Consider the following 18,073-nt stretch of genomic DNA (forward strand, 5'->3'; position numbering starts at 1 on the left):
TCGATGCCATACAATCGGCCAACACTCACTGAGTTACGTGCGCGTAATCTCGCAGCAATTGAAGCAGAATTAAAAGGGGTAGGTACCCCATTACGGTTTTCAAATCTGAATATTCTTGGCACCGCAGATGCTGGTCTAGCTTATCTCCATTATGGCTATCTTGACTGGATAGCGAAGCAGTCAGTGCCGTGGAGCGCGACGGATGAGAATCTTGCGGGGTGGGCTGCGTTAAAAAGCGTGACGCAAAAAGCAGCCAACGCCGGGACAAACAATGCCACCCTTTTCACCGGCACTGCAGGTGCAGCTATTCCGGCGGGTACCGTCTTAAACCGGGGTGATGGTTACCAGTACACGACAGATGCGGAGGTTGATATCGGGGCCTCAGGCACGGCAACTGGCGCAATCACTGCGGTGTTACCCGATCCTAATGATGACCCGACGGGTGGCGGCGATGCGGGGAATACCCCGGCAGGTACCCAACTGACGCTGGATGTCAGCATTTCAGGCGTTGACTCGATAGCGACTATCATCACGGCCATTACGGATGGTGCAGATATTGAAACCGAAGATGCTTTCCGTTCCCGGACACTGCTTGCCTACCAAAATACACCACAGGGCGGAAATGATGATGACTATGAAGCCTGGGCGCTTGCCGTAGCAGGTGTTACGCGGGCGTGGACGGTACGCAGGCTTATGGGGGCCGGTACTGTTGGCGTGTATATCATGATTGACGGCACTGATACCTCAAATAATGGTTTTCCCGTGGGTACCGATGGTATTTCCTCACTCGACAGCTGGTCGGGCACCAAGGCGACCGGGGATCAAAAAAGGGTAGCGGATTATATCTACCCGCTTCAGCCCGTCACGGCACTGGTGTATGTCTGTTCGCCAATTAAAACGACCATCAATTTTACGATTAGCGGCCTGGCATCGGCTAACAGTACAACAACTGCCGCAATTGCCGCTGCCATTGATGGGGTATTGTTCGAGTCCGGCAACCCTCAGGGGGCCACGATTTACCTGTCTGAACTGCTGATTGCCATCAGTAATGTCAGCGGTACGGGTGGGTTTATCCTGACTTCTCCCTCGGCAAATATTACCACCACGACCGGGCAATTGCCGGTAAGGGGTACGGTGACTTATACATGAGCCGGTTTACTTTAGAAGATTACACGTCAGCGCTGCAAAATTTAATGCCAACCGGACTGGTATGGTCACGCAAAACTGATGGTGTTCAAACCGCCGTATTGCGGGCTCTGGCACAGTCATATCAGGACAGTGATGATGCGGCAGTATCATTGCTAATCGGCGCTTTCCCGGCGACGGCAACCATTATGTTAACCGACTGGGAGAAAACGCTCGGGCTCCCGGACGATTGTGCTATTGGGGAAAATGACAGCATTGCCATCAGGCAAAAATCAGTAGTCTCGAAACTTTTTAGTACGGGCGGTCAGTCCGCTGCATATTTCATAGGTGTAGCCAAAGCGCTGGGTTATGACATTACCGTGACGGTTTACCGCCAGTCACGGGCGGGAATGTCAGTTTGCGGTGATGCCCTGAATGGCGATGACTGGCCGTTTACCTGGCTGGTTACCGCGCCTTCAACCACGATCACCTACGCTCAGGCCGGGCAATCTTATGCTGGCGATCCTTTGCGTTCGTGGGGTAATAAGCGGCTTGAATGTCGTCTCAGTAAATTGGCTCCGTCGCACACCATTGTATTATTTGGTTATGCTAATTAATCATTAATCTTCGTAAAACAAAATTAGCGCCTTAACTGGCGAGGACATTTCTATGCAAAAGATTGGGAGTATCACCACTACGGCAGATGCCAATGGTGAATGGACTAATGGCAATGTGGCCGCAGGCATCTCTCCAACTATCATGGATGCCGCCTGGTTTAATACAATTCAGCGTGAACTTGCGAATATAGTGACTGGTGGAGGACTAGTTCTTGATCCAGCGAACGACGCACAGGTTCTTGCGGCACTTAAAAAAATCTTTCTGCAATCAGGCAATAATCTTTCCGAGATTGCCACCGCAGGGACGGCAGCGCAGAGCGCAGCGAGGACGAGCATTTTAGCCGCAGCCATGGCTGGTTTATCCACACAACAGTTCTCAGTAGCAGCAGCGACAAACCCTGCCAATGCCGTGAGGCTGGATCAGTTTCAATATGGGAGTAACGGAAATGGAGTATTTATAAAGTTCCCTGGGGGCATGCAGATTTGCCGCCTTACACTTACAATTCTGCCCAACAACTCAGCCACATGGACCTATCCATTGTCGTTTTCCTCGGCACCGCAGGTGGTAGCTATGCCATTCCCTAGCGGACCACTAACAGCACCAATATGGCTTTCTGCAACAAGTGCGGGATCATGCATTTTTTTCAATAACAACTCGGCTGGTGCTCAGCTTAATGCAATAGCAATTCTTTAAGGGTGATTACATGAAATTTATTCCGGTTGATGCCTCAGGTAATATCATGGGCATGTTTTTGTCAGAAGATCATATTTCACGGGAAGATGAAAATACCTCTATTGAGCTTAGCGATGAGGACTGGGAGAGTGTGGGGCCGGGCTATGTATATGTTAACGGATCGCTGATCCCACCACCGCCAAAGACACCAGAAGAAATTCAGGCTGAAAAAAATGCGGGTAAAATCGCAGCAAACACGGCGAAGAAAGCGCAATTAATTGCAGCAGCGACCGATAGGATATCTGTACTACAAGATGCAGTAGATCTCGACATGGCGACAGCAGACGAAATAGCAGCATTGCCTTTGTGGAAGAAATACCGGGTTCTATTGAGTCGCGTGGATGCTAATACATCGGATGATGTTGCGTGGACGGAGACTCCGGCAAAATAACTTCATGATCACTCGTTTTCAAAAAATTTGATCGCGCAACTATCAAGGCAAGTGTGAAATATTTAGTAGTATATATATTAGTCAATAGGCTTTTGACGAATATGTGAGGAAGCACAATCTTCAACGCCACTGCCAGCAAGTCCAATGCCGACACGTAATAAAGCCCTGTTTTATAACAGGGCTGCCAAGCATTACAGGCAAACTGTGATTTTTTCTGGCCCCTTAACTATGTAATTGTTATTAGGCCATGTATTAGCTTCTGAGCATACTCCTGAAGGGATTGCTGGGTTTGCGTTGACATTAAAAACTAACCCCGTTCTTTTCTGAATTAATGCACTCAGTGACCAGGCAGAAACGCTCAGCCTCCCATTCGTGTTTGAGAAGCCAACTTCCTCACCTTTAACACCCACCGCTGCAAGATCTCTTGATATCCTATCAATCATCCAGTTATCTCTGATGTTGTCGTTCTCCACTATTTGGAGATATGAATTACTTACCATCATCGACAACATCACCAGCGCGACAAGTAATATCACTTTAGTTTTGGTAAACAGCCCATTATCACTCACGGATGCGATCATGATTGCGTATGCGAAAGAAACAGAGAACATTGAACGAGGAGATATATCCCATGTTTGCAACGCAGCTATAGGAGCAATAGCCGCAAGAATGCAAATAAGAAATGCCGGAACGTAGACTGCGGCAACCCCCCCCCTTTTTATAACCGCCAGAAAAAGAAACAGTACCATGATGAAAGAAAGGGACATCGCGTACTGCCAGGGTATCAACCACCAGTCGTTGTAAAAGAAGCTCGGCAAGAAAGATGCAATGTCGTGTAGCCTTGCGTAATAATCCGTAACCAGACTTGCCCGATTGTCCCAATTATTCTCGCCAAGTGACGTCTTAGTAAACTTGAACAAGATAGCGTATAAAACCACACCGCAAATGAATGGCATTAAATTCTTAACTGAACCAGCAACACCATTATTTTTGAAGTTTTTAATAAATTCGAAAAGGTAATAGCTTCCTACGACCACAATCGCTGGTTGGTAATTACCACAGATGAGGATGACAAGTATCGATATCTTCCATCCGTTTCGTTCTGTAGATTTTAACTTTGATTTCTCATTTATTATGACAAGCAGGGATAGACATGCCATGCACAGTGCGAAGCAGACATTAGCAAGGTGGTATACAGACATCATGCTGAATACAGGGTGACTGACAACAACAGCAGGGATGAGAAGGTAAACTAACAACGGTGTTTTATCACCTGATATAGCATCGATAATTAAAGACGATGAGAGAGAGGTGAACAAAAAGAACAGAGGCAAAAATAGTGGAGATGATGAAACTATGTTCACGCCAAGCGAATTAAATACCCATGTGATACCCGCCTGAACAAAGCGGCCCTGCTGCATATAGAAAGAAAGAGGTACGTCTCTCATCTGGAGTAAGTAGTCATCTGGCATGTAGGTAGAAAACATTGCGCGAGAGCACCCAAGATACATGACCACCATAGATATAATGGTGGCTATGAATATCCTTTTCCTTCCTTCAACATCTGACTTTATTGTTGATAACCCATATTCCATTACTGTATTCCCCCCCGCTTATTCTTTTTTACTAGGTACCTTGGCCTTTCTTTTGACTCAACATATATACGCCCAATATACTCACCGAGTACACCTATGCCAATAAGTTGAACCCCACCAAGAAATAGCATTGAAACCATTATCGATGTGTATCCCTTCACGGAGTTACCAAATATTAATGTATCGATGATCATATAGGCCCCGTATAAAAAAGAAAGACCGGCGACTATCAGGCCAATGTAAGTCCATACTCTGAGAGGGAAGGTCGAGAATGAAGTAATCCCTTCAAGTGCAAGGTTCCATAATTTCCACCCATTGAATTTAGATTTACCCGCAACCCTTTCCGCTCTAGCGTACTCAACAACATCAGTCGTCCCACCGACCCATGATAGAATCCCTTTCATGAATAGATTTCTCTCTGGCATCATCATTATGTTGTCTACAACTTCTCGTGACATCAGCCTGAAATCACCAACGTTTTCTTCAATTTGTGGGTAGCTGATTTTGTTATGTAACTTGTAGAACCATTCTGCCGTCTTTCGTTTCAAATGACCGTCTGTGCTTCTATCAATTCGCTTAGCCAGGACTACATCAGCTCCGTTCTGCCAGCGGCTAATTAGCAGAGGTATAACCTCGATTGGATCTTGGAGGTCTACATCGATAGGTATAATGCTATCACCAGTTGCATGCTCAAGACCTGCAAACAGAGCAGACTCCTTACCAAAGTTTCTTGTGAACGACAATGATTTAACGAGTGGATCTGATACAGAAAGTGACTGAATAATGCTTTCAGTGCCGTCTCTGCTTCCATCATTGATAAACACTATCTCCACTTCAAACCCAGCGAGCTCTCGGCGAACAGCCTGATAAAAAATCGGTATCGAGTCTTCTTCATTAAAGACTGGAACAACCAGGGATATTTTCATTTAAATGGCCTGAATATGATGTATTTAGAGAATAAGAAACCAAACACTAAGCTCACGCCTGAGAAGACGGTCAGCGTGAATATGGAGGATAGCTCACACCTGTCTGCCAACCAGCCAACAAACGCCGCCATGCCGCCCATAAACATCACGTAGAGCATGTAGCGCAGAGCTGTTGTTTCACTGCTGAATGTCCATCTTGCATTCGCGAAGAAAGAGAAAGTTACCGAAATGCAAAAAGCACCAAAGTTAGCCAACGCCTGATCGGTTCTGGCCGTGTGGATAATCATGTAAAACGAACCCCAGTGGATTGCTGTATTGATTATCCCAACAGACGCGTAACGGAAAAAACTTTTGAACATAAGTAGGCTCTGTGATTTTTTGTGGATAATCGTACCAGCGTTAGATCTGATAGCAAGGTTTTGTAAAGATTTTTTGGGGTTCAATGGCTGGCTGCATATTTTTATGATTTGGTGAAAACTAAACTCTGATTAATTAAAACCCCGAAAACTCACCAGTCATTAAGCAGCATCAACAGGCGAAAAAAAACCTCCGTTGGTGACGGAGGTTCTCTCAAGAGAAGGAGCCGCGTATCTTTTACGTATCCTTTTCTGTCCAGATGGTGTCAGTGCTCAGTCCTAACCTTACCCATAAATTACTGGTTTATATGAGTTTGTCCCTGCACTGTCCTATCTAAATTGGTGGAGCTGGGGGGATTTGAACCCCCGTCAATTCTCGGGGAAAACTTCATAATTACAAGCTTTCGCCAATTGTAACTTGTTGACTTATTTCAATTAAATTTGATGCCAATATTATGAAATAGTTGGCTAACTCTATGGATCATCTAAAAACCACGCAGGATTTAAAATCCCTCGGCCTTAGGCTGTACGAGTTCAAGTCTCGTCCCGGGTACCATGGGAAAATGCAAAGAATAATCAAAAGCAATATAGTAGTAATGTCGTTATAGCCACCTTCGGGTGGTTTTTTTATGTCTGCAATTCAGGCACTTCCTGCTGCTCCACTCTGATACAACACATTCTGTTGCCACGAAGCTATTGCCACAAAATCGGCGTAATAAAAAAGGCCACCTGCAACAGGGGGCCTTAAGTGTTTCTTCAATAACATCCCTGGCGCAAAGAGCCGCAGTCAGAGTTTTATTTCTGAACAGAATGTTGGTTATCGATAAAAAGAATGAAGAAAATCAGAAATTAAAACAGCCCCGAGGGGCGTTTTTAGGGTCAGAATTCACCCGGTGATTCAGTATTGCTCAGTGCCCTGATAGATAAAGGCAGGTGGTAGTTAGGCTGGCTGGTGAAAAACGCCTGCAGGGCAACGCGTTTCTTACGGTCAATTGAAATCTCTTCCATGGTTTTACGGAAGATACTGTACCGGCCACAAGATGTGCAGGTCACAGTAACAATTTTTGCGGACATATTGACCGACGTCTTATTCGTGCTTTGGCACAACGGACACTCGTCTTGAGCGCTTACAACTGTGGAACTCATAAAACCTCCGGTTTTACTTAGAGCGGGCAGTAGTCTAGCACAAAAAGGCGCCAGTTACTTAACGATAATTTAATTATCAGTGGATTTCAGCGCCAACTCAGTGTAGAGAGCCCACAAACCGCTGATGCCTTGGGAAAAGTGACCCGGCGGTTTTCTTCATACTTTTCATTTCACTTCCCTGCTTCTCACTTCACCTTCCTGCGTTACACTTAAAAGATTCACTTCTCCTATGGATCCTTGCTTAATATGACTTCCGCTTTATACCAGCGTACCGATGGTTCGGTTTACAGACATATTTATATCGTCGGGGATTTACACGGCTGCCTGAGCCTGCTTGAAGAGCAGCTGGCGAGAGTAGCTTTCGACCCGCATCGGGATTTATTGCTATCAGTCGGAGATGTCGCCGACCGCGGGCCTGACAGTGTGGGATGCCTGAGGCTGTTGAATGAGCCCTGGTTTTCCTGTGTCCGGGGCAATCATGAACAAATGGCTATTGATGCAGTGAATGAAGAAAATATCCCCCGCTGGCTGCGCAACGGTGGCGACTGGTTTTATGCACTGGAAGGCGAAAAACAGGAAGAAGCAAAATCACTTATTCTTCAGGCTGATAAGTTGCCACACGTACTTGAACTGACCACCCGTGAAGGCAAACTAATTGTGGTCGCTCACGCGAATTATATTTCAGATGATTATGTTTTCGGCAAGCCTCTGGATGGGTATGAGATTATCTGGAACCGGGATCGCGTTAACTTCGCTCTGGCAGGGCGTTACAAACCCATTTCCGGCGCTGACGAGTTCTATTTCGGCCATACGCCGGTGGAGCCTGCGATGCAGTTTGCTAATCAGTTTTATATTGATACCGGTGCGGTTTTTGACGGCTATCTGACGCTGCGTCAGTTGCAATAAATTGAGGCATTGCAGAGGTTTGCGGTGAGTGCCGGGCAACGGTATAGTGAGCGGCTGCGAAACGGTAAGGGCGTGAGATAACATCATGGAAAGTAAGCGTGAAGACAGGATCCAGCGTCTGTTACTGGCTTTAAAAAAAACCGACAAAATTCATCTGAAAGAAGCGTCGTTGCTGCTCGATGTTTCCGAAATGACGATTCGCCGTGACCTGAATTCCGCCCCCGCCCCGGTTATTCTGCTGGGCGGTTACATCGTTATGGATCCCAAAAATAGCCCTTCCACGCATTATTTTGTCAGTGAACAGAAAATGCGGCAGATAGAAGAAAAGCGACGACTTGCTTCGCGTGCTGCCAGCCTCATCCAGAATAACGATACTGTATTTTTCGATTGCGGCACGACTATGCCTTATGTGATTGAAAAAATTGCCGAAGACTGTGTATTTACCGCTATTTGCTATTCCCTGAATACGTTTCTGGCGTTGCAGGAAAAACCGCACTGCGAGGTTATTTTGTGCGGAGGGGCGTTCAAATCCAGCAACAGTATCTTCACGCCCATAGGGCGCAGCAGTGAACTGGATTTTATCCGGCCCTCGAAAGCGTTCATTTCCGCAGCTGGCGTGAGCATTGAGCATGGCGTGACGTGTTTCAACTTTGATGAGCTGCTGATGAAACATCAGGCCATTGAACGTTCTGCGCAAAGCATTCTGGTGGCTGACAGCAGCAAGTTCGATCAGGTGCGACCGGCTGCGATCGCACCTCTTGCCCGTTTTAATGTGGTGGTCAGCGATACTGAGCCACCACAGGCTTATATCGATTTTTGCGACCAGTCTGACATCCCGTTGCTGGTTTGATCATCTAACGTATCGGCGGAATTTTCTCTACGGACTGATACAGCACCACTTCCCAAATGCCATTTTTCGAGCCATCACTGAGATAGTGCTCAAAACAGGCCTTACCATCCGGACGGTAATGACTGCTGGCGAGCAGCTGGCTGTAAAACTCACGCCAGGCTTTCTCGAAATTCTCATCTGTTATCGTGGTGTGGTATGCCGCATAAGTGCCACCGGGCAGCGTTTGCAACGTCAACCCTTCGGCATCATCAAGAATAAAGTTATCCGCAACGCACACAGAAGGATCAGCACGCAAAGCTTCCGCAGGCGTTGTATCCGGGTTATCGTGAAACCACGTCAGCCATTCTTTTTGCGGCTGATGGTGCCGTGCAACCCATTTTGTCAGTTGCTGAAAGCCGTGATGGATTGACTCCTTATAAGGGCCAACAACCCGGTAGCTCACCAGCTTTTTCGCCGGTCTTTCTACGATTAGTAATGCCACGATGATCTCCTTTTATCTGACATGCAGAGAGTGGATTCCTTTTGGGATGACGCAAATGCCAAACTATAACAGTTTGCCGTTTAACTCCCGGCAACTGCTCTACGCGCTATAACAGTTGTCATGATAAAATTCACTTATCAGATTGCATTATAGTCGTGACGCAATGAGGAAATGAGATGGACGTAATCAAAAGTGTATTAAACAGTGAAATTGATCGTATCAACCATCAGGAAGGGCGCGACGGGAAACCACGCATTAACGCAGAATTTTTTGTGAATCACCCTTGGTTATGTCTGGCCATGCTGGTGGGGTATATCGCGGTGGGCATCGTGATGTACGTTTCGCCTTACATGGGCATCGGTTGGTTCATCGGGTTCACCGCGTTTCTGGTCTTCATGTCGGCAATGTTACTGCTGGAAATCAAACCGGTTTATCGCTATGAAGATATCGGCGTGCTGGACTTACGCGTCTGCTACAACGGTGAATGGTATTTCAGCCGTGAATTATCTTCGGATGCCGTGCAACAAATTCTCAGTTCCGACAGCGTAAGCGCACGGATCAAAAATCGCATTCAGTCGATCGTCAGCCATAAAGGTTTTGTCGATTTTTATGATGTGTACGATCTGGCTCGTCTCGAACAACAACAGCTGCCGGATCCCACCGGAACAGCACAGTTAGCTCATTAATCCCGCGTGTAAACATGGCCACAGGCCATGACGTTACCCTGCATGCTCTGATAAAATAGCGGCTGGACATCATTTTTGTGAATGAATCTGACAAGCGAAAAAGATGTTGAGCCGTGACAGGAGCGACTGTGGAACGTATCAAACTGACTATTCATCATCTGCACAAAATCATTTCGGGCGAGAAACAAGATGCTCAGGCGACCGCACGCATTTATGCCGGGGACGAATTGCTGCTGACTGAAACGATGACCGGGCAGGCGACGCATTTTGATCGCTTCATTAAAGCTGAACGCGATAATGGCAAACCTTTACGCGTTGAATGGGACAGCGACGGCAGCGCTGAAATGTCAGTTTCCCGCGCCGAAGTATGCCCCTGCTGTGGCGGTGACGTCTTACACGGTTGATTTAACCTGGCACTGTCCGCATGTAGAGTAAAAGCCGAACAGAGGTGCATGATGAAATTTATCAATAATGAATTTGAATACCGTAAATGGATTATGGATGAAATATTCCAGGCGAGTGCGGTAGGCGAGACCTCTGAGTTTGCCGATCAGGAAGTGGATGACTTTATCTTTGATGCGCGACCGGTGGCTTATCCGTGTGTGGCTGTCATGATCCAGACGCCGGGAGAGCCGGGCGTCTGTGAGCCGCGCTTCTTTTACAAAGAGCAAATCTTTGAGTGGGCGCATAAAATGGGATTTGGTTTCGACAGCTGAAGGCTGTGGGACACTCATGCGAAAACCCTGAGCGGGACTCAGGGCTTCCTGTTACCGGTATACTCTTACCAGTTTAGGCCTGACGTAATCAGACGTTTTTCCGGTCGATTTTCTCTTCGCCCCAGAAAAGATAGTCGTCCTTGGTTTTAGCGAAGGCGATAGGCAGAACCTCATCGTTTCCTTCTTCCCAAATTTTCTGCGCCAGCTTCTCGTCGTTTTTAGCCAGTTCGAAAATAGCCTCAGCGATTTCGTGAGACGTTTCACGGGTATTTGCCCAGGCTTTGATGTTTGACGTCGTCATCCGGTTCTCCTCGTATTTATCAGCAAAAAGTGTCTCCGTGACACCGTTGTATTCACAATAACTATGGTTTCCGAAAGGTGTTTATGCAAATCCTGCGGGTTTTTGTGGCGTGTCTGTAGCCTTTTATACGCCTTCAGGGCACAAAAAAACCGGCATCTGCCGAGGCGGGTCGTTATACTTAGGCCGATTTCGAACAATTAAGGTGATGAGAATGAGCGACGATATTTTTGATTTTGACATTGATGCTGCACTGGAAACCGCTGAAGTCAAAGCGGCTGAAAAAGCAGCGGAAGTGCCTGAAGCCGTTCAGGACGAAAGTGACTGCGAAGGTTGCAAAATCTGATTTTGTACAACTATGCAGCAAACAAAAAACCGCTTCGGCGGTTTTTTTGTATCTGTCATTTCTTTCTCTTTGCCGATTTTTTGCTGAATATCCTTTACTGACATAGCGTTGCAACCGGTTATCCACAATGGCATTTTGACGCAAATGTAAGGGTAGCGTTAAGGCATTTTTTTTGGGATAAATTCCTATAGAACAGGAAGATAGCTGGCGGTACTTTGTCACCACCTGATAAGCAGGTCGTGAGGTTCACAATGAAAAAATTGATTTTAGTTCTCGCCGTTTTGCTAACTTTGCCAGCTATCGCACAGGCAGACGTCGAGCTCGGAGTTAATATGCCTGGCCTGTCACTGCACATCGGTGATCGCGACAACCGCGGGTACTATTGGGATGGGGGGGACTGGCGTCCGCCAGGCTGGTGGGATCATCATTATCGTGATGAAGGGCGTGGTCACTGGGTGTATTACGAGCCAGCTCCGCCACATTACTGGCATCACGAGCACTGGCATGAAGGCCCGCCACCAGGCTACTGGCGCGATGGACCTCCGGGACACTGGCGCGAAGGCCCGCCTCCGGGACGCTGGTAACAGTTTAAGATAGTCAGGGTAAACACAGTTAAACAGATTTAGGGAACAGGGTTGGCAGTGGCGATGCGAAGGCATCCCCAATGTCAGTTCTGTTCCTCTCAGTTCTTCTCTCAGTTCTCCTCTCTTTATTAAAATGCTTCTTATGAATTAATCACGTCATTAATAATAAAATTTAATCTATTTGTTCAAATTATATTTAATTCAAACATTTGCCATCTAATAACTAAATGTTCATAAAATGAATTTTTCAGAGTAATTGCTGCTTGCTAAAGGCCATTGATATGTTAATTTCTTGTTATATGAAATCAGCAATGGATGGCTCGAACGCGACGCGTGCCTGATGTCATAGTTGCACTTGATAACTGCACTTTAGGGAGAATTTTTTCAGGTTCGCAATAGGTCTTTTACCGAGATTATCCCTATGCAATTTATTAAAAATGATTATGAGTACCGGGTCTGGATGCTGAATGCCTATTTTTATCAAGATGATATGGAGGGGGATAAACTGCTGACCGATGAGGAAATGGATGATTTTCTCTTTGAATACCGGCCACAGGAATATCCATGTTTAGGCTCAGTAACGCCGTCGAAAGAAAGCTCGCTGGAACTGGATATCACTTTCTTTTATCGGGATCATATCAGTGAATGGGCAAAATCGATGGGGCTGATAAATACCAAGTAATACTTTTGCTAAATACTTATTTTCTTTATGAATAATGAAAAGCGCCGTCAGGCGCTTTTTGCTTTTATAACGATGAGTTAATCACTACAAGTTTATAACTACAGGCTTAATTGCCCCGGACTTCAACCAGCACCGGGCAGGGCGAATCTTCGATCACGTCGGCGCTGACCGAGCCTTTCATCATGCGACCAAAAGCGGAAAGCTGGCGGTGGCCGATAACAATCACGGAAGCATTGATCCTTGCGGCTTCCGCCACCAGCGCTTCACCCGCAGGCCCGACAATCAGATTACCTTTGGCACGGATACCCGCCTGCTTTAGTGTCGCCATGGCCTGACCGACGACAGCCCGGGCAGTGTTTTGCTCTGCTTCTGCCGGCGGATAATCAACAATTTCACCCGGTTCATCTCCGTTATCTTCCAGAGCATAAGATTCATCAATACAACAGGTAACATAAACGGTCGAAGGCTGACCTTTAGCCAGCTGACAGGCAAGATTTGTGACAAAAGGCGACTGCTTTGATCCGTCCACCGCCAACAAAATGACATCAAACACGGGAACTCCTTTATTCATTTTTAGGGCTGTTATTTGTTCTCACTCAGCTTGCCGATTTCACCAATCAGGGCGGTTTTGCACTCCAGCAACGCTTCGCGGATTTGTGCTTCTTGGGCTGCGCGTCGGGCCGTCGGGAAAAGTACGGAGACGGAATACCTCCCCAGAATAGTATCTATTGCTACGGCAAGGGTGGTGACGCCGCTGACCGTTTCGCCTTCTTCCATCGCGATTCCGCTTTCACGCACAGCGGCAACTCTTTCCAGCAGGGAATCAAATGTGCGTACAGTATTTTCGGTTGCCGGTTCCAGAACCTCGCCCACCAGAATGCGGATTTCTTCATCCGTTTTCAGCGACAGCAGGGCGCGGCCGCCGGACGTGCTGTATATCGGCAGATTCAAACCGACCCGGGGAACCACGCGTAATTCCCGCTCGGCCACGATGCTGTGAATATTGGCAATCTGGCGGCCACTCGCACGCCCCAGTGAAACAGTTTCCTGCGTGATATCGCAAAGCTGACGCAGGAAAGGGGAGGCGATGGCAATCACATCAGTATGCACGGTGGAAACCAGTTTCAGCAGTGTCGGGCCTAAACGCACGCCGCCGCTGCCTTCTGAGCGCACTAAGCCTTCTTCGGCCAGCGCCGCGACGATGCGCTGCACGGTCGAACGGGGCAGGTCTACCTCATTGGCAATTGCGCCAAGACTCATGCCCTGCGGGTGTTTTCCCAGTGCATTGAGAATGGTCGCTGCGCGCGAGATAACCTGGATCCCACTGCTGCGTTCTTCGTCTGCCGGAATGTCCTGAGCCATCATTTCTCCTTTTCCCCCACCGGTGATCCCAATCTGGATCCTGAGCGGTCAATGTAATGGCTCGCCGGGTTAAAAACAATTTTTAATCACATTGCAATACAGTGCACCGTATTATAGTATTTCTGCTTGTATCGCAATGTGGTGCATTGCATCGAAATGTATGTGATCCATCCGATGTTTGAAGCTCACAGGATACAAACCTGCCTTTTCCTCTCACCGCACTTATAAAGCGGTGAAGTTAACGAGTTGATGAATTTATGAATCAGTCAGTCACGGCGGCACCTGCCGCCACGATGCCTGTTCCGCAGCCTTTCACCCTGAGACTGGTGATCGGGCTAATCGGCGTATTAATCGCCTCGCTCTGTTCAGGTCTTAACGACCGTGTCACTGATATCGCGCTCGCGGATGTGCGTGGTGCATTGAGTATCAGTTCTGATCAGGGTTCCTGGCTGATCGGTGCCTATCAGGCCGCGGAAGTGTCAGCCATGATGCTGGCACCGTGGTTTGCTATGACGTTTTCACTGCGTCGTTTTACTCTGTTCGTCACGACGGGCTTTCTGGTTCTGGCCGCGGTTCTGCCTTATTCCCCCAATTTGCCCGTGTTTATCGCAATGCGTGCTGTGCAGGGGATTTTTGGCGGTGCGTTGCCGCCGTTGCTGATGACTGCGGCACTGCGTTTTATGCCACCGCACCTCAAGTTATACGGGCTGAGTGCCTATGCGCTGACGGCAACATTCGGACCCAATATGGCCACGTCACTGGCGGCAATCTGGACGGATTACGTTGGCTGGGAATGGGTATTCTGGCAGGTGATCCCGCCGTGTCTTCTGGCCTTCGCCATGGTTGCTTACGGTCTGCCACAGGATCCGTTGCGGCTTGAGCGGTTTAAACAGATGGACACTGTCGGAATGCTGACCGGGCCCGCCGGAATTACTTTGTTAGTTCTGGCGTTGCAGCAGGGCGAACGGCTGGACTGGTTCAACTCTCCTCTTATCACGCTGATGTTTTTTGGCGCACTCGGCTTGCTGACACTTTTCCTGGTGAACGAATGGCACCATCCGTTGCCTCTTTTCAAATTACAGATGTTGCGTCGGCATAATCTGGCGCATGGCCTGATCACGCTCTTCGCGCTGATGTTTCTCTTCTTATCCGGCTCGGCATTGCCTGCCAGCTATATGGAGCAAGCTGGCGGATTTCGCGCGGTACAGGTCGGGCCGCTGGCGCTGACCATAGGTGTACCGCAGTTATTGCTCGCACCGCTGGTGGCCTTCGTGCTGACCATGCGCTGGATAGACAGCCGCTGGGTGCTGGCCTGCGGGTTGGGGCTGGTGGGTTTGTCCTGTTTTCTGGGAACGCAGATCACCGGTGTCTGGTCGCGCGAAAACTTTTATCTGATCCAGATAATGCAGGCTTTCGGACAACCGATGGCGGTGCTGCCAATTCTGATGAGCGCCACCAGCGTGGTTCAGCCTCAGGAAGGGCCTTTTGCTTCAGCGATGTTCAACACTACCCGCGGGCTGGGCAGTGTCATGGGCGGTTCCCTTGTGGCCGTTTTTGTCAGCCATCGTGAACAATTCCATTCCAACATTTTACTTAATCATGCCGGCAGTGTGAGTTATCTGCTGTCCCAGCCTTATGCCGGCGACAGCACTTTCCTTGCGCCGCTGAACAGCACGGGTGCAGCGATTTCGACAGAAATCCTTGCTCAGTTTTCCAAAGGTGTGAAACGACAGGCGCTGGTGATGGGGATATCCGACACCTATATGGTCATCATCGGGCTGGCACTGTTCCTGGTTTTGCTGGTCGCCGTTTTGCCGAAAAGGACTTATCCCCCTCAGTCGCTGGTTAAGCGTCCCTGAATGCAGCATCACCTGACTATTTGAATTCACTATAAAAAAAACGAGAGATAAGAATCATGACGAAAACCTCATCCGTCCGCCTGAGCTGGCTGATTGCCGCTGTGGTGGTGATCATCCTGACGGTAGTCGCTTTCTGGATCCTCAGCGGCAACTCACGGCCTGTTACCGATGATGCCTTTGTATCTGCTGATTCCACGCTGGTCGCACCGCGGATTTCTGGCACTATCGCCGAGGTTTATGTGCAGGATAACCAGAACGTGAAAGCGGGGGATGTGCTGGCAAAAATAGACGACCGGGATTACCGCAACGCTGTGCAGACTGCGGAAGCTAATCTGGAAACAGCCAATGCGCAGATGCTAAGCCTGACCGCACAACTGGCTAAGCAGCAACAAACTATTTTGCAGGCGCAGGCACTGGTGAATTCGGATGCCGCAAGCATTGCCTATGCGCGCCAGAGTGCGGACCGCTATAAAAGACTGCTGCAAAACGGCTCTGGCACCGCCGATGCACGTGACGAATCCGATGCCAATTTACGTGCCAAACTGGCGTCGCAGCAAAGTGATATAGCTGCGGCACTGGGCGCTGAAAAGCAGGTGGATGTCCTGAAGGCACAACAGGCGCAGGCAAAAGCCGGAATCGATTCAGCGGCGACTGCGCTGGCGCAGGCTAAACTGAACCTTTCTTATACTGAAATTACTGCGCCGGTTGACGGCGTGGTCGGCCAGCGCTCGGTGCGTATTGGCGGATATGTCAGCGCGGGCACACGCGTTCTGGCGATTGTGCCGCTGAAGGACGCCTATATAGTGGCGAACTATCTGGAGACTCAACTGGGTGATGTGCAGACGCAGCAGCCGGTAGAAATTAAAGTCGATGCGCTGCCGGGCGTGGTGCTGAAAGGCAAAGTGGACAGCATCTCTCCTGCAACCGGCGTGACGTTTTCGCCGATTTCACCTGATAACGCGACAGGAAATTACACTAAAGTGGTGCAACGGCTGGCAGTGAAAATTGTGCTGGATGCGCATCAGCCTGATGCCAGTCGTCTGAAAGTGGGGATGTCGGTGATCCCGTCGATTCAGACAGCGCGCTGATATAGCGCCGGCTCAGCAATTAAAAAGGCGGCTCTGCATCAGCAGGGCCGCCTTTTCTTTATGTCCGCTTCGCAAAAGGGATCAGGATGCCTGATTTTGAGGAGGCGTTGGCTCAGATGCGTTTTTCTTTGCCGGGTGCTGCGGTTTACCTGAGAACAGGAAACGCAGGATCGGGATGCGTTTATGAACCTCATAAAGGAAGAACGCGATACCAAACACAAACACCAGTCCCAGTAAGAAGCCCAGCCAGTCACTGTGGATTTTCGGCGTAATAAATGCACCGTAAATAAGCGTTAACGGGTGGTGGATCAGATAGATAAACAGTGATGAATTCACCAGATAGGTTATCCACGGCGCCTGGAAATTCAGCAGGTAATGGCTGAACGAGAACACCACGTTAACCATCAGGATGCCCAGCAGGGTAGTGATGATGGCATCAATTTCCATCGAATACAGCTGCGGGGTATTTACATGCTGATTGAACATGTATGCCACGAACAGGAAGATGCTGACCACGCCCGCCGTTGCCGAAGGTTTCAGGAACAACTCTTTCAGCCAGGAGAATTTATAAGCAAACGCACCGATGATGAAAAATGGCAGATAAAACAACGTCTGCATAACGATGAAATTAAAAGCACCGTTTGAAAGTAGCTCAGGCGCAAAAAGATACAAGCTTCTGTTAAATACCGCGTAAATTAATCCGATGAACAAAAATATAATTGAGAGTTTTCCTAAGCTGTTTGTCCGGCTTTTTATAATTTGAATACGACTACTCTTAATTTCTTTAATGAATTTGAACAGGTAAAAACAAATACTGGTAAGAATAACTAACGTTAACAGGAACCATAAATGTGAGACCAGCTCCCAGACGGTGGCATTAATTTTCTGATAAAAACCCATGCTGTCCCAGCCGGAGAATTTATCGGTAAATTTCATCAGGAAATACAACTGCGGAATAGTGATGAGCGGGAAGGCCGCCGCCAGCGGGATGGCGACGCGCTCCAGACGTACCTTCAGCCATTGCTGGGGATTGTAGCGCTCATAGAGCATATAAGAAAAATACCCTGAGATAACAAAGAATACCTGCATTCGGAAGGCGTGAATGACATCATTGAATATTGTCAGGCCGTGAGAGGGTATTGCACTGTTTACCGCCCAGATATGACTGGAGTAAATCAATGATATATGGAAAGGAATACCCAGCAGCATCAAATATGCGCGGATGGAGTCTAAGAAGAACTCACGTTGTGGTTTTTGTTCTTTCATTACGTATCCGTGGTAGAGAGCTCATCCTAATTTTAGAGCGTGATTTGTCATAAGGCCTAA

Annotated in this window: 22 protein-coding genes and 1 pseudogene; 14 read left to right on the plus strand and 9 right to left on the minus strand. The window is 48.2% G+C overall.

Features of this window, described 5'->3' with window-relative positions:
* Positions 1-3 precede the first annotated feature (3 nt).
* The 4 genes and pseudogenes from EC840_RS00555 to EC840_RS00570 all read left to right on the plus strand — a co-directional run bounded on the left by EC840_RS00555 (position 4) and on the right by EC840_RS00570 (position 2,866).
* Positions 4-1,149 (plus strand): baseplate J/gp47 family protein, encoded by a 1,146-nt coding sequence (locus EC840_RS00555; RefSeq protein WP_132963763.1) that lies wholly within the window; start codon positions 4-6, stop codon positions 1,147-1,149.
* On the plus strand, positions 1,146-1,742 hold the full coding sequence (locus EC840_RS00560) for a YmfQ family protein (RefSeq protein WP_132963764.1): 597 nt from the start codon (positions 1,146-1,148) through the stop codon (positions 1,740-1,742). Before EC840_RS00555 ends, EC840_RS00560 begins: the two co-directional genes overlap by 4 nt.
* Positions 1,743-1,794: 52 nt before the next feature.
* Positions 1,795-2,046: pseudogene (locus tag EC840_RS25415) on the plus strand (hypothetical protein); the annotation flags it as partial.
* 400 nt (positions 2,047-2,446) lie between these two features.
* On the plus strand, positions 2,447-2,866 hold the full coding sequence (locus EC840_RS00570) for a tail fiber assembly protein (RefSeq protein ID WP_132963766.1): 420 nt from the start codon (positions 2,447-2,449) through the stop codon (positions 2,864-2,866).
* A gap of 191 nt (positions 2,867-3,057) precedes the next feature.
* On the opposite strand, the gene EC840_RS00575 is transcribed toward EC840_RS00570, so the two are convergent.
* The 4 genes from EC840_RS00575 to EC840_RS00590 all read right to left on the minus strand — a co-directional run bounded on the left by EC840_RS00575 (position 3,058) and on the right by EC840_RS00590 (position 6,889).
* Entirely contained in the window at positions 3,058-4,461 is a 1,404-nt protein-coding gene (locus EC840_RS00575; RefSeq protein ID WP_132963767.1) for a hypothetical protein, read from the minus strand.
* Positions 4,461-5,387 (minus strand): glycosyltransferase family 2 protein, encoded by a 927-nt coding sequence (locus EC840_RS00580; RefSeq protein WP_132963768.1) that lies wholly within the window; start codon positions 5,385-5,387, stop codon positions 4,461-4,463. The genes EC840_RS00575 and EC840_RS00580 overlap by 1 nt, the downstream gene beginning before the upstream one ends.
* A complete protein-coding gene (locus EC840_RS00585; protein ID WP_132963769.1) occupies positions 5,384-5,746 on the minus strand; it encodes a GtrA family protein in 363 nt (120 codons plus the stop codon). Before EC840_RS00585 ends, EC840_RS00580 begins: the two co-directional genes overlap by 4 nt.
* Positions 5,747-6,622: 876 nt before the next feature.
* On the minus strand, positions 6,623-6,889 hold the full coding sequence (locus EC840_RS00590; RefSeq protein ID WP_112291193.1) for a hypothetical protein: 267 nt from the start codon (positions 6,887-6,889) through the stop codon (positions 6,623-6,625).
* 246 nt (positions 6,890-7,135) lie between these two features.
* On the opposite strand from EC840_RS00590, the gene EC840_RS00595 reads away from it, so the two are divergent.
* Together EC840_RS00595 and deoR are read left to right on the plus strand one after the other, a co-directional pair.
* A complete protein-coding gene (locus EC840_RS00595) occupies positions 7,136-7,795 on the plus strand; it encodes a metallophosphoesterase (RefSeq protein ID WP_132963770.1) in 660 nt (219 codons plus the stop codon).
* A gap of 85 nt (positions 7,796-7,880) precedes the next feature.
* On the plus strand, positions 7,881-8,645 hold the full coding sequence (gene deoR, locus EC840_RS00600; protein ID WP_132963771.1) for a DNA-binding transcriptional repressor DeoR: 765 nt from the start codon (positions 7,881-7,883) through the stop codon (positions 8,643-8,645).
* Between the two features lie 4 nt (positions 8,646-8,649).
* Here deoR and EC840_RS00605 read toward each other — a convergent pair whose 3' ends face one another.
* A complete protein-coding gene (locus tag EC840_RS00605) occupies positions 8,650-9,126 on the minus strand; it encodes a GyrI-like domain-containing protein (RefSeq protein ID WP_132963772.1) in 477 nt (158 codons plus the stop codon).
* Positions 9,127-9,302: 176 nt separating this feature from the next.
* Here EC840_RS00605 and EC840_RS00610 point away from each other — a divergent pair, with 176 nt between their 5' ends.
* From EC840_RS00610 to EC840_RS00620, 3 genes are all read left to right on the plus strand, one after another.
* Positions 9,303-9,812 (plus strand): YlaC family protein, encoded by a 510-nt coding sequence (locus EC840_RS00610; RefSeq protein WP_120160573.1) that lies wholly within the window; start codon positions 9,303-9,305, stop codon positions 9,810-9,812.
* 128 nt (positions 9,813-9,940) lie between these two features.
* The gene (locus EC840_RS00615; protein WP_129638463.1) at positions 9,941-10,216 is read left to right on the plus strand and encodes a hypothetical protein; all 276 of its coding nucleotides are present in this window, start codon (positions 9,941-9,943) and stop codon (positions 10,214-10,216) included.
* Between the two features lie 51 nt (positions 10,217-10,267).
* Positions 10,268-10,528: a hypothetical protein gene (locus EC840_RS00620; protein WP_112291183.1), complete on the plus strand. Its 261-nt coding sequence runs from the start codon at positions 10,268-10,270 to the stop codon at positions 10,526-10,528.
* Between the two features lie 88 nt (positions 10,529-10,616).
* Here the strand turns inward: EC840_RS00620 and EC840_RS00625 are convergent, their stop codons facing one another.
* The gene (locus EC840_RS00625) at positions 10,617-10,829 is read right to left on the minus strand and encodes a YccJ family protein (protein WP_095921306.1); all 213 of its coding nucleotides are present in this window, start codon (positions 10,827-10,829) and stop codon (positions 10,617-10,619) included.
* 211 nt (positions 10,830-11,040) lie between these two features.
* Between EC840_RS00625 and EC840_RS25660 the strand changes: the two genes are divergently transcribed.
* The 3 genes from EC840_RS25660 (at position 11,041) to EC840_RS00635 (ending at position 12,438) form a co-directional block, all read left to right on the plus strand.
* Positions 11,041-11,172, plus strand: a complete 132-nt coding sequence (locus EC840_RS25660; protein ID WP_013576285.1) for a hypothetical protein — start codon at positions 11,041-11,043, stop codon at positions 11,170-11,172.
* 251 nt (positions 11,173-11,423) lie between these two features.
* The gene (locus tag EC840_RS00630; RefSeq protein ID WP_132963773.1) at positions 11,424-11,756 is read left to right on the plus strand and encodes a DUF2502 domain-containing protein; all 333 of its coding nucleotides are present in this window, start codon (positions 11,424-11,426) and stop codon (positions 11,754-11,756) included.
* Between the two features lie 421 nt (positions 11,757-12,177).
* On the plus strand, positions 12,178-12,438 hold the full coding sequence (locus EC840_RS00635; protein WP_120160579.1) for a hypothetical protein: 261 nt from the start codon (positions 12,178-12,180) through the stop codon (positions 12,436-12,438).
* 106 nt (positions 12,439-12,544) lie between these two features.
* Here EC840_RS00635 and EC840_RS00640 read toward each other — a convergent pair whose 3' ends face one another.
* Together EC840_RS00640 and EC840_RS00645 are read right to left on the minus strand one after the other, a co-directional pair.
* Positions 12,545-12,991, minus strand: a complete 447-nt coding sequence (locus EC840_RS00640; RefSeq protein ID WP_129638465.1) for a universal stress protein — start codon at positions 12,989-12,991, stop codon at positions 12,545-12,547.
* A 29-nt stretch (positions 12,992-13,020) separates the two neighbouring features.
* Positions 13,021-13,800, minus strand: coding sequence for an IclR family transcriptional regulator (locus tag EC840_RS00645; protein ID WP_132963774.1), 780 nt, complete (start codon positions 13,798-13,800; stop codon positions 13,021-13,023).
* A gap of 257 nt (positions 13,801-14,057) precedes the next feature.
* Here EC840_RS00645 and EC840_RS00650 point away from each other — a divergent pair, with 257 nt between their 5' ends.
* Both EC840_RS00650 and EC840_RS00655 read left to right on the plus strand, forming a co-directional pair.
* Entirely contained in the window at positions 14,058-15,659 is a 1,602-nt protein-coding gene (locus EC840_RS00650; RefSeq protein WP_129638467.1) for an MFS transporter, read from the plus strand.
* A gap of 56 nt (positions 15,660-15,715) precedes the next feature.
* The gene (locus EC840_RS00655; RefSeq protein ID WP_129638468.1) at positions 15,716-16,747 is read left to right on the plus strand and encodes an HlyD family secretion protein; all 1,032 of its coding nucleotides are present in this window, start codon (positions 15,716-15,718) and stop codon (positions 16,745-16,747) included.
* 81 nt (positions 16,748-16,828) lie between these two features.
* Here EC840_RS00655 and mdoC read toward each other — a convergent pair whose 3' ends face one another.
* On the minus strand, positions 16,829-18,013 hold the full coding sequence (mdoC, locus tag EC840_RS00660) for a glucans biosynthesis protein MdoC (RefSeq protein ID WP_129638469.1): 1,185 nt from the start codon (positions 18,011-18,013) through the stop codon (positions 16,829-16,831).
* Positions 18,014-18,073 lie beyond the last annotated feature (60 nt).

Origin of the sequence: Rahnella sp. JUb53 (assembly GCF_004346065.1) — a bacterium.
In the GTDB taxonomy this organism is placed as follows: domain Bacteria; phylum Pseudomonadota; class Gammaproteobacteria; order Enterobacterales; family Enterobacteriaceae; genus Rahnella; species Rahnella variigena.

Coding starts and splice junctions, on each gene's coding strand:
- EC840_RS25660 (WP_013576285.1), top strand. CDS start 11,041: ATGAGCGACGATATTTTTGATTTTGACATTGATGCTGCACTGGAAACC.
- EC840_RS00585 (WP_132963769.1), bottom strand. CDS start 5,746: ATGTTCAAAAGTTTTTTCCGTTACGCGTCTGTTGGGATAATCAATACA.
- EC840_RS00635 (WP_120160579.1), top strand. CDS start 12,178: ATGCAATTTATTAAAAATGATTATGAGTACCGGGTCTGGATGCTGAAT.
- EC840_RS00625 (WP_095921306.1), bottom strand. CDS start 10,829: ATGACGACGTCAAACATCAAAGCCTGGGCAAATACCCGTGAAACGTCT.
- EC840_RS00580 (WP_132963768.1), bottom strand. CDS start 5,387: ATGAAAATATCCCTGGTTGTTCCAGTCTTTAATGAAGAAGACTCGATA.
- EC840_RS00650 (WP_129638467.1), top strand. CDS start 14,058: ATGAATCAGTCAGTCACGGCGGCACCTGCCGCCACGATGCCTGTTCCG.
- EC840_RS00645 (WP_132963774.1), bottom strand. CDS start 13,800: ATGGCTCAGGACATTCCGGCAGACGAAGAACGCAGCAGTGGGATCCAG.
- deoR (WP_132963771.1), top strand. CDS start 7,881: ATGGAAAGTAAGCGTGAAGACAGGATCCAGCGTCTGTTACTGGCTTTA.
- EC840_RS00655 (WP_129638468.1), top strand. CDS start 15,716: ATGACGAAAACCTCATCCGTCCGCCTGAGCTGGCTGATTGCCGCTGTG.
- EC840_RS00590 (WP_112291193.1), bottom strand. CDS start 6,889: ATGAGTTCCACAGTTGTAAGCGCTCAAGACGAGTGTCCGTTGTGCCAA.
- EC840_RS00630 (WP_132963773.1), top strand. CDS start 11,424: ATGAAAAAATTGATTTTAGTTCTCGCCGTTTTGCTAACTTTGCCAGCT.
- EC840_RS00555 (WP_132963763.1), top strand. CDS start 4: ATGCCATACAATCGGCCAACACTCACTGAGTTACGTGCGCGTAATCTC.
- EC840_RS00610 (WP_120160573.1), top strand. CDS start 9,303: ATGGACGTAATCAAAAGTGTATTAAACAGTGAAATTGATCGTATCAAC.
- EC840_RS00560 (WP_132963764.1), top strand. CDS start 1,146: ATGAGCCGGTTTACTTTAGAAGATTACACGTCAGCGCTGCAAAATTTA.
- EC840_RS00620 (WP_112291183.1), top strand. CDS start 10,268: ATGAAATTTATCAATAATGAATTTGAATACCGTAAATGGATTATGGAT.
- mdoC (WP_129638469.1), bottom strand. CDS start 18,013: ATGAAAGAACAAAAACCACAACGTGAGTTCTTCTTAGACTCCATCCGC.
- EC840_RS00575 (WP_132963767.1), bottom strand. CDS start 4,461: ATGGAATATGGGTTATCAACAATAAAGTCAGATGTTGAAGGAAGGAAA.
- EC840_RS00595 (WP_132963770.1), top strand. CDS start 7,136: ATGACTTCCGCTTTATACCAGCGTACCGATGGTTCGGTTTACAGACAT.
- EC840_RS00570 (WP_132963766.1), top strand. CDS start 2,447: ATGAAATTTATTCCGGTTGATGCCTCAGGTAATATCATGGGCATGTTT.